At 71.5% G+C, this 6,886-nt stretch carries 5 protein-coding genes; 2 read left to right on the top strand and 3 right to left on the bottom strand.

Translation table 11 applies throughout. The features are described 5' to 3' along the window. The first annotated feature begins 410 nt into the window (after positions 1 to 410). Together AC069T_RS20490 and ptsP are read left to right on the top strand one after the other, a co-directional pair. Positions 411 to 860 carry a PTS sugar transporter subunit IIA gene (locus AC069T_RS20490; RefSeq protein WP_478784098.1) on the top strand — a complete coding sequence of 150 codons (450 nt, stop codon included), beginning with the start codon at positions 411 to 413 and terminating at the stop codon, positions 858 to 860. Positions 861 to 937: 77 nt separating this feature from the next. Continuing rightward, positions 938 to 2,608, top strand: coding sequence for a phosphoenolpyruvate--protein phosphotransferase (ptsP, locus tag AC069T_RS20485; RefSeq protein WP_478784097.1), 1,671 nt, complete (start codon positions 938 to 940; stop codon positions 2,606 to 2,608). 72 nt (positions 2,609 to 2,680) lie between these two features. Here the strand turns inward: ptsP and AC069T_RS20480 are convergent, their stop codons facing one another. The 3 genes from AC069T_RS20480 to AC069T_RS20470 form a co-directional block, all read right to left on the bottom strand. Further along, positions 2,681 to 3,571 carry a hypothetical protein gene (locus AC069T_RS20480; RefSeq protein ID WP_478784096.1) on the bottom strand — a complete coding sequence of 297 codons (891 nt, stop codon included), beginning with the start codon at positions 3,569 to 3,571 and terminating at the stop codon, positions 2,681 to 2,683. 22 nt (positions 3,572 to 3,593) lie between these two features. Beyond that, positions 3,594 to 4,550, bottom strand: coding sequence for an MFS transporter (locus AC069T_RS20475; RefSeq protein ID WP_478784095.1), 957 nt, complete (start codon positions 4,548 to 4,550; stop codon positions 3,594 to 3,596). Positions 4,551 to 4,878: 328 nt separating this feature from the next. Beyond that, positions 4,879 to 6,846, bottom strand: a complete 1,968-nt coding sequence (locus AC069T_RS20470; protein WP_478784094.1) for an acetoacetate--CoA ligase — start codon at positions 6,844 to 6,846, stop codon at positions 4,879 to 4,881. Between the last annotated feature and the right edge of the window lie 40 nt (positions 6,847 to 6,886).

Genomic DNA, 6,886 nt, shown 5'->3' with positions numbered 1-6,886 from the left:
TTTTTGGCACGCTGTTGAGTTCTCAAGGAACGGACGCTTCCTTTGTACTCACCCTCTCGGGCTTTCCTCCGGGCGCTTCCCTTCGGTCTTGCGTTCCAAACTCTACCAGCGATTTTCCGTCTCCCTGACCACCGGACCCCGGACATGGGGAACGCAGCTCGCGATAGGATCTGACGAGTTTGGATGCTGCCGGGCAAGGACACGTGTTCGCATCGCTCAGCCCCAAGCAGGAGTACGACTCTACCTCCGCCGCCCGAGTGGGTGCAAATCCGCTGGAGAGGTGGTCTAGACCTCTACTCGGGAGCTATCGTGCGGAACCGGCAGTTCATATGACATACGCTGCTGAACAGTGCGCCGTCCGATACAGGGAGTGACGGCCCATCTGAATCTCCACCCCTGGGAGGCTTCCCATGACCACCGTGACGTCCCCTCTTGCAGGACGCGCCATCGGGCTCGCCGCAGTGCCGGACCCCGTCTTCTCCGGAGCCATGGTCGGCCCGGGTACGGCGATCGACCCCGTGCGTGAGTCCTCCGAGGCGGTGGCCCCCGTCGACGGAGTCATCGTCTCGCTCCACCCGCACGCCTTCGTCGTGGTCGACGACCGGGGCCACGGCGTGCTCACCCATCTCGGCATCGACACCGTGCAGCTCAACGGCGAGGGCTTCGAGCTCCTCGTCAACAAGGGCGACACCGTGGCGCGCGGCCAGTCCGTGATCCGCTGGAATCCGGCCGACGTGGAGGCCGCGGGCAAGTCCCCGGTGTGCCCGGTGGTGGCGCTGGAGGCCACGGCGGAGTCTCTCTCCGAAGTCCGCGAGGACGGCGACGTGAAGGCCGGCGACAGCCTCTTCGGCTGGCAGTGACGCCGGTGCCGTCACGGGACGGCACCGGGACAACCACCGCGGCGGCGGGGCCCGCCGCACTATCGGAGACGGGTGAGATGGAGACAACGCTGCGAGGCGTCGGCGTGAGCCACGGTGTGGCGATCGGCGAGGTTCGGCACATGGGAACGGCGGTTCTCGAACCGCCGGCCAAGCAGATTCCCGCGGAGGACGCGGAGCGCGAACAGGGGCGCGCCCGCAAGGCCGTGGAAGCTGTTGCGGCCGATCTGACGGCACGCGGCAACCTGGCCGGGGGCGAGGCGCAGGCGGTGCTCGAGGCCCAGGCCATGATGGCCCAGGACCCCGAGCTGATGGCGGACGTCGAGCGGCGTATCGCCGTCGGCAGTACCGCCGAGCGAGCGGTCTACGACGCGTTCGCCGCGTACCGGGCGCTGCTGGCGGGTGCCGGTGAGTATCTGGCCGGACGCGTGGCCGACCTCGACGACGTGCGGAACCGGATCGTGGCCCGGCTGCTCGGCGTGCCCATGCCGGGTGTGCCGGACAGCGACGAGCCGTACGTCCTCATCGCGCGTGATCTCGCGCCGGCGGACACCGCGCTGCTCGACCCGACTCTCGTCCTCGGTTTCGTCACCGAGGAGGGTGGCCCCACCAGCCACAGCGCGATCCTCGCGCGGGCGCTGGGTGTTCCCGCCGTGGTCGCGCTTCCCGGCGCGGGCGAGCTCGCCGAGGGCACGATGATCGCGGTGGACGGCAGCACCGGTGAGATCTTCGTCGAGCCGAGCGCCGAGAAGAAGGCTCAGCTGGAGGCCGCGGCGGCCGCGCGCAGGGCCGCGCTGTCGGCCTCGACCGGTCCCGGCGCCACCTCCGACGGGCACAAGGTGCCACTGCTCGCCAACGTGGGCGGTCCTTCGGACGTGCCGGCCGCCGTCGAAGCGGGTGCCGAGGGCGTAGGCCTGTTCCGTACCGAGTTCCTCTTCCTGGACGACAGCAAGAACGCGCCGTCCGAGGAGAAGCAGGTGGAGGCGTACCGCCAGGTGCTCGAGGCGTTCCCCGAGGGCCGTGTCGTCGTGCGGGTGCTCGACGCCGGTGCGGACAAGCCGCTCGACTTCCTGACTCCGGCGGACGAGCCCAACCCCGCCCTGGGTGTGCGCGGGCTGCGCTCGCTGCTCGACCACCCGGACGTGCTGCGTACCCAGCTGACCGCTCTGGCGAAGGCTGCGGAGGGGCTTCCGGTCCACCTCGAGGTCATGGCGCCGATGGTGGCGGACCGTACCGACGCGAAGGCGTTCGCCGACGCGTGCCGGGAGGCCGGACTGCGGGCGAAGTTCGGCGCAATGGTGGAGATCCCGTCGGCCGCGCTGCGGGCGCGCTCGATCCTGCAGGAGGTCGAGTTCCTGTCGCTCGGGACGAACGACCTCGCGCAGTACACGTTCGCCGCGGACCGGCAGGTGGGTGCGGTTTCCCGGTTGCAGGACCCCTGGCAGCCCGCGCTGCTGGACCTGGTGGCGCTGTCCGCCGAGGCGGCGCAGGCCGAGGGCAAGAGCTGTGGTGTCTGCGGTGAGGCCGCGTCGGACCCGCTGCTCGCCTGTGTGCTGACCGGTCTCGGGGTCACCTCCCTGTCGATGGGCGCCGCGTCCATTCCGTATGTGCGGTCGGCACTGGCGAAGTACACGCTGGCGCAGTGCGAGCGGGCCGCCGCCGCCGCGCGTGCCACGGACACCGCCGAGGAGGCGCGGAGCGCGGCTCAGGCGGTGCTGTCCGGCGAGTAGGCGGGACTCGTCGCCGGGCGACCGGCTGTGGTGAGGGGCGCTCCGCCTGCGGGTGGGGCGCCCCTCCTGTGTTCAGTGCCTGTGCCCCCCGTTCCGTCCGTCCTGCCCCAGGTCGGGTGGCGCGCAGTAGCCGACGCCGGACTCCGGGGAGACGAGGTCTCCGGAGTCGAGGTCGGTGCAGTACGCGTCGAAGACCTCGGCCGCGGTGAGGGGCTGCAGGTTCTCGCCGCGCAGGCGCCAGCCGTAGACCCGGTCGGTCGTGCCGGGGGCGCTGGTGCGTACGACCAGTCCGGCCGGTGTCCCGGTGGCGATGCCGAGGGCGAGGACCGTGGCGAATTCGAGGGCCTCTGTCTCGTCCGGGCTCGTGGAGTCCTCGGCAGCCTCGGCGTGGAGTACGGCCATGAGCGGTTCGGGTGTTGTGGAGACGCTCAGTACGAGGTGGCGTTCGCCGGGGCCGGCGGTGTCGAGGATGCGGGTGAGCAGGTGTGTGGCCCGGGTGAACGCGGCGCGTCCGATGTCCTCCCCGCAGGACGCGCAGTCGCCGACGCGGGCCAGAAGTGTGGTCGCGTACTCCCAGGTGGCCTGCCGGACGGCCTCGTCCACGAGGTCCGGGACGAGTTCGGTGAGGGGCTGTCCCTCGTACGGGAGGGTGGGGCCCGTCGCGGCCAGCTCGGCCGTGAAGCGGGTGCGGCTGGACGGGGCGTCCGGGTCCAGGCCGCTGTGGGTGCAGAACTCGGCGTACTCCTCGGGGTCGAAGAGGGCCACGGTGGTGTGGCTGCCCTCCGCGGCGAGGGCCATGAGCAGGGCCTCCACCTGTCGGAGGTAGGTGCGATGGTCGTCGAAGGTGAAGGTCCGGTAGCGCCGCATCGCCGCGAAGTCCTCTTCGTCGGTGAGCAGGCCGATGGTGCCGGCGATCTCGCGGCGCAGAACGCGTCGCATGGTCCGGTCCTGGGTGTGCGCCATGTTTCCCCCTGTGCGCGGTCGATCAATGCTCACTCACAGTAATCGGCGGCACTGACAATGCCTTCCGGTGGACGCGGTCGCGGACGAGGCGGTGCTGGATTCCGCAGGTCAGCGCGATGACACCGCCGAAGTCCGTCCAGCCGAGGGGGCCGGTGGCGATGGCCGCGGTGACGGCCAGTGGTCCCACGCTGCGCCGGACGGACTGGGCGAGTCCGTGGACGCCGAGGTAGCCGCCCTGGGCGGTGTCGGGCGCGAGGCCGATCGTGAGGTCCCAGGAGACGGTGGCGTGGATCATCTCTGCCACGGTGAAGGCGAGGGCCGCGGTGGTGAGGGACACGGTGGCGGTCAGGGTTCCGCCGGTGCTGGACAGGGCCATCGTCACGCCGCCGAGGGCGACGACCGCGGAGAGCGGGAGCAGCAGGGCGCGGTCGGCCGCGGTGGTGGCGCCGAAGCGGGCCAGGGGGACCTGGACGGCGACGACCATGACGTTGTTGAGCACCATGAGCAGCGGTGCGAGGCCGTGCGGGGCGTTGCTTCCGTGGGCGATCCACCGGGGCAGGCCGACCTTGAACACGGCGTCGCCGAGGGAGAGGACCGCCTCGGTGGCGACGTAGGCGAGGTAGGTGCGGTCCCGCCAGGGGCCGGCCTTCTCCGGTGCGGGAGCGGGCCCGTCCGACGAGGCCACGGTGCGTGACGGGGACGGCGGCTCGCCGCAGCGGCGGGTGAGGAGTGCGGCGACGACGAAGAGGCCGTCGCCGGCGAGGAGCCACTGGTACGCCTCGGTGGTGCCGGCGGCGAGGGCCGCTGCCGCTGTGAGGCCGCCCACGGCCCACCCGGTGTTGGCGACCGTTCGGTTCACGGCCTGGTAGCGGACGCCGTCGGAGCCCGCGACGCGAGCGGCGTAGAGCTTGGTCAGGACGTTGGCGGCGCGGTCGCCGAGGCTGCCGACGGACGAGAACAGGAGCAGCAGCGCGTGCACGTACGGACCGTCAGCAAGTTCCTGGGGACGGACCTGCGGGGGCCGCGGCCGCCTGTGACCCGACGACCCTGGCCCGGCACGACGGCCGGCTGCTGCTGACTTCGGGGTGGGTCAGCCATCTGCTGCAGGAGACCGTTCACGGACTGCTGGCGGACGAGGACACGCGCGCGTTGCGGCTGGTGGGTGGCGGCGGGTGCCCGGTTCCGGATCGCGTCCGGCCCGGGGGTGCGGATCTCGGTCTCCGGTCTGGAGCCGGCCGATGCGGCGCTGCCGGCCTCGGACTTCGCCACCGTGCTCGGCGAGTCCGAGGCCACCTACGGGGGGCTGGTCAGGAGCGCTCGCGGGCCAGGTCCTCGTAGAAACGGAGCAGTTCGACGTTGTCCACGGAGCCGACGTTCACCGCCTTCTCCAGGGAGGCGCCCTGGAGAAGGCGCTTCACGGGGACCTCGATGCGCTTGCCCGTGAGGGTGTGCGGGATGCCGGGCACCTCGATGACCTCGTCGGGGACGTGGCGCGGCGAGAGCTGTTCGCGGATGGTCCGCCTGATGCGGTCCAGGAGGGCGTCGTCGAGTTCGGCTCCGGGGGCGAGGTGCACGAAGAGGGGCATCCAGTAGCCGCCGTCGGGCTGTTCGACACCGATGACGAGGGATTCCCTGATCTCGGGGAGGCGTTCGACGGCCTCGTAGATGTCGGCGGATCCCATCCGTACGCCCTGGCGGTTCAGGGTGGAGTCGGATCGGCCGTGGATGACGACGGAGCCGCGCGAGGTGACGGTGATCCAGTCTCCGTGCCGCCACACTCCGGGGTACGTGTCGAAGTAACTGCCGTGGTAGCGGCTGCCGTCGGGGTCGTTCCAGAAGCGGACGGGCATGGACGGCATCGGGTTGGTGACCACGAGTTCGCCGACCTCGTCGACGACGGCCTTCCCGCCGGGGTCCCAGGACTGGAGATCCGTGCCGAGGCCCGGGGCCTGGAGTTCACCGATGTACACCGGGAGCGTCGGTACGGCGCCCGCGAAGCAGGAGCACACGTCCGTGCCGCCGCTGACCGAGGCGATCCACAGGTCGTCGCGGACCTCGTCGTGCAGCCAGCGGAATCCGTCGGGCGGCAGGGGCGAGCCTGTGGTGGCCACGCACTGGACACGTGAGAGGTCGAAGTCCCGCGAGGGGTGCACGCCCGCTTTGCGGCACGCCATGACGTAGGCGGCGGAGGTGCCGTAGAGGGTGGCTCCGGTGCGCTCGGCGATACGCCACTGCGCTCCGGTGTCCGGGTAGCCGGGGCTGCCGTCGTACAGGACGATCGTGGTGCCGGTGAGCAGGCCGGAGACGAGGAAGTTCCACATCATCCAGCCGGTGGACGTGTACCAGAAGAAGCGGTCCCGCGGCCCGAGGTCGCAGTGCAGGCCGAGCTGCTTGAGGTGTTCGACGAGGATGCCGCCCTGGGACTGGACGATCGCCTTCGGCAGGCCCGTCGTGCCCGAGGAGTACAGCACCCACAGGGGATGGTCGAAGGGCACCGGCTCGAAGACGGGCTCCACGTCGCCGGCCGTCAGCGCGGACCACTCCAGGGCACCCTCGGGAGCGGCGGTGCCGAGCAGCGGGATGTGCACGACGGCGCGCAGGGTGGGCAGTTCGCGGCGCAGCTCGGCGACGGTGTCGCGCCGGTCGTGCTCCTTGCCGCCGTAGCGGTAGCCGTCGACGGTGAACAGGACGACGGGTTCGACCTGCTGGAAGCGGTCCAGGACGCTGCGGGCGCCGAAGTCGGGGGCGCAGGACGTCCACACGCCGCCGACGGCGGCCGTGGCGAGCAGGGCCACCACGGCCTGCGGGATGTTGGGGAGGTAGCCGCTGATCCGGTCTCCGGGGCGCACTCCGAGGGCGCGCAGCTCGGCGGTCAGGGAGCCGACCTGGCGGCGCAGCTCGGACCAGCTCACGGGGCTCGGCTCGTGGGTCTCGTCGACGTACAGCAGGGCGGGCTCGTCCGCGCGGGTGTCCGCGGCGCGCAGGGCGTGCTCCGCGTAGTTCAGCGTGGCCCCGGGGAACCACTCGGCGCCCGGCATCGAGCGGTCGCCCAGCACGCGCGCGTAGGGAGCCGAGAACCGTACGCCGAACCACTCGGTGACGGCTTTCCAGAACGTGTCCAGCTCGTCGACGGACCAGCGGTGCAGCGCCGCGTAGCCGCCCGAGGCCGGGGCTCCGTGGTGCTCGGCCGCCCAGGCCTGGAACCTGGTGACCTGGGCGCGGTCGATACGTGCCTGGTCGGGCCGCCAGAGCGGCGAGGCGTTCGCTGAGGACATGGGGCGGCTCCCGGACTGTGCGCGTCGTGTGCGTCGGGCG

The organism is Streptomyces sp. NPDC043867, from assembly GCF_056435845.1.
Note: the sequence above shows the minus strand (reverse complement) of the source record. Positions and strands in the feature narration are given on the sequence as shown.